Origin of the sequence: Methanocalculus sp. (assembly GCF_029762515.1) — an archaeon.
GTDB lineage: Archaea > Halobacteriota > Methanomicrobia > Methanomicrobiales > Methanocorpusculaceae > Methanocalculus.
This window is the reverse complement of record NZ_JARVGN010000428.1, coordinates 1-1,859: the sequence shown is the minus strand read 5'-3', so window position 1 is coordinate 1,859 and position 1,859 is coordinate 1. Positions and strand designations below refer to the sequence as shown.

Sequence of the window (1,859 nt, the reverse complement as noted above, 5' to 3'; positions counted from 1 at the left end):
GATCGATTCCGCATACGGACTCCGGATTGTGCGGCAGCCCGCATGGGAGTGTACCGCTTCCTATATTGTGGCAACATTTGCGAATATTCCGGGGATTCAAACACGCTTAAAACTCCTCTGCGAAAAATTTGGAGAGAGGATCGAGGATGGGCGCGCTGCCTTTCCCTCCCCGGAAAAGCTTGCAGCATCCCCACTCTGCGATATACGGAGCTGCCGCGTTGGATACAGGGACAAATTCATCTGCGAAACCGCAACAATGGTATCTGCCGATCCGGGGTGGGAGGAGCGGATTTCCGCTCTCCCGTACAGGGAAGCGCGAAAAGAACTTCTCGGATTTCCCGGTGTCGGGAAGAAGGTTGCAGACTGTATCCTCCTCTTTGCCTTCCACCGGTTTGAGGCTGTCCCGGTCGATGTCTGGATAGACCGGATCATGCGTACGCATTACCTTCCCGAGGGGGAGCGGTATTCATATGACAGAATTGCAGATACTGCACGGCAGATCTTCGGATTAAATGCGGGCTATGCCCAGGAATACCTCTTTGCTGCACGTGAGATGATTCATGATATGAGAAAAAGTGAGTGATAATTATGTCCCGACATCCCAGGAGGACATATAATCCGCCTGCTCTTCGGTGAGGGTATCGATTGTGCATCCAAGTGCTGCGAGTTTGATCCTGGCAATCTGCTCGTCGATTGCAGTCGGCACCTCGTGAACACCGGGTGCCAGATCACGCCCTTTCTTAACCATATACTCAGTCGATAAAGCCTGCACCGCAAAGGAGAGGTCCATCACCTCTATCGGGTGGCCCATTCCCTTCGGAACAGCAAGATTTACAAGACGCCCTTCTGCAAGGACATGGAGGGTCCGATCACCAAATGTATACGAGTCGATTCCATCACGCTGTGCAATGGAATCCGCATGTGTCTCAAGATATCCAATATCGATCTCGACATTGAAGTGTCCTGCATTGCAGAGTATTGCTCCATTCTTCATTAATGCGAATTCTGATTCCTTAAGAACACCAAGATTGCCGGTTGTTGTGACAAAGAGCTCACCAATCGATGCAGCCTCGCGCATCGTCATGACATCAAAACCATCGAAATGCGCCTGGAGAGCACGGCGTGGATCGATCTCGGTCACAATCACCCGTGCACCCAGTGCCCGCGCCTTTGTGGCAAGGCCACGGCCGCAGTATCCGTATCCGGCAACAACCACATGCTTCCCGGCGATCATGCAGTTTGTTGTTGCCATGATCGCAGTCAGCGCACTCTCTCCGGTGCCGTGGACATTGTCAAAGAAGTGCTTCATCGGGGTATCGTTGACAGCAACCACCGGGAAGAGGAGTTTCTTCTCTTTCGCCATTGCCTTTAAGCGGTGGATACCTGTTGTCGTCTCCTCGCAGCCACCCAGCACATGTGGCAGGATATCGCGCCTGCCGGTATGGAGGCGATGGATTAAGTCCATCCCGTCGTCGATGGTAATAGATGGCTTTGCATCAAGTACCTGGTCGATTGCGGCATAATATTCCTCAAGGGAACAGGCACGCTTTGCATGGCAGTGGATCCCGGATTCCCTGAGAAAATCAGCAACATCGTCCTGTGTTGAGAGTGGGTTGCAGCCGGTTATATGCACCTCGGCACCTCCGGCGACAAGCGTTCTCACGAGAACAGCGGTCTTTGCCTCGACATGGAGAGCCATCCCAATCACTATGCCTTTCAGCGGCTGTTCTTTGATGAACCGCTCCCGGATCTCACCGAGAACCGGCATATATTGTTCCGCCCAGCGGATTTTTGCTTCACCAGTATGCATAGTATAACCCTGTCTGTATCAGTTGGACGCATGATCTCTTAATAACCCC

Annotated in this window: 1 protein-coding gene and 1 pseudogene; one reads left to right on the top strand and one right to left on the bottom strand. The window is 52.6% G+C overall.

The genetic code is table 11. The features are described from left to right. A pseudogene (locus QCH34_RS11805) lies at positions 1-583 on the top strand (8-oxoguanine DNA glycosylase); the annotation flags it as partial. 3 nt (positions 584-586) lie between these two features. Here QCH34_RS11805 and QCH34_RS11800 read toward each other — a convergent pair. Continuing rightward, positions 587-1,810 (bottom strand): adenosylhomocysteinase, encoded by a 1,224-nt coding sequence (locus QCH34_RS11800; protein ID WP_300334433.1) that lies wholly within the window; start codon positions 1,808-1,810, stop codon positions 587-589. Positions 1,811-1,859: the final 49 nt, after the last annotated feature.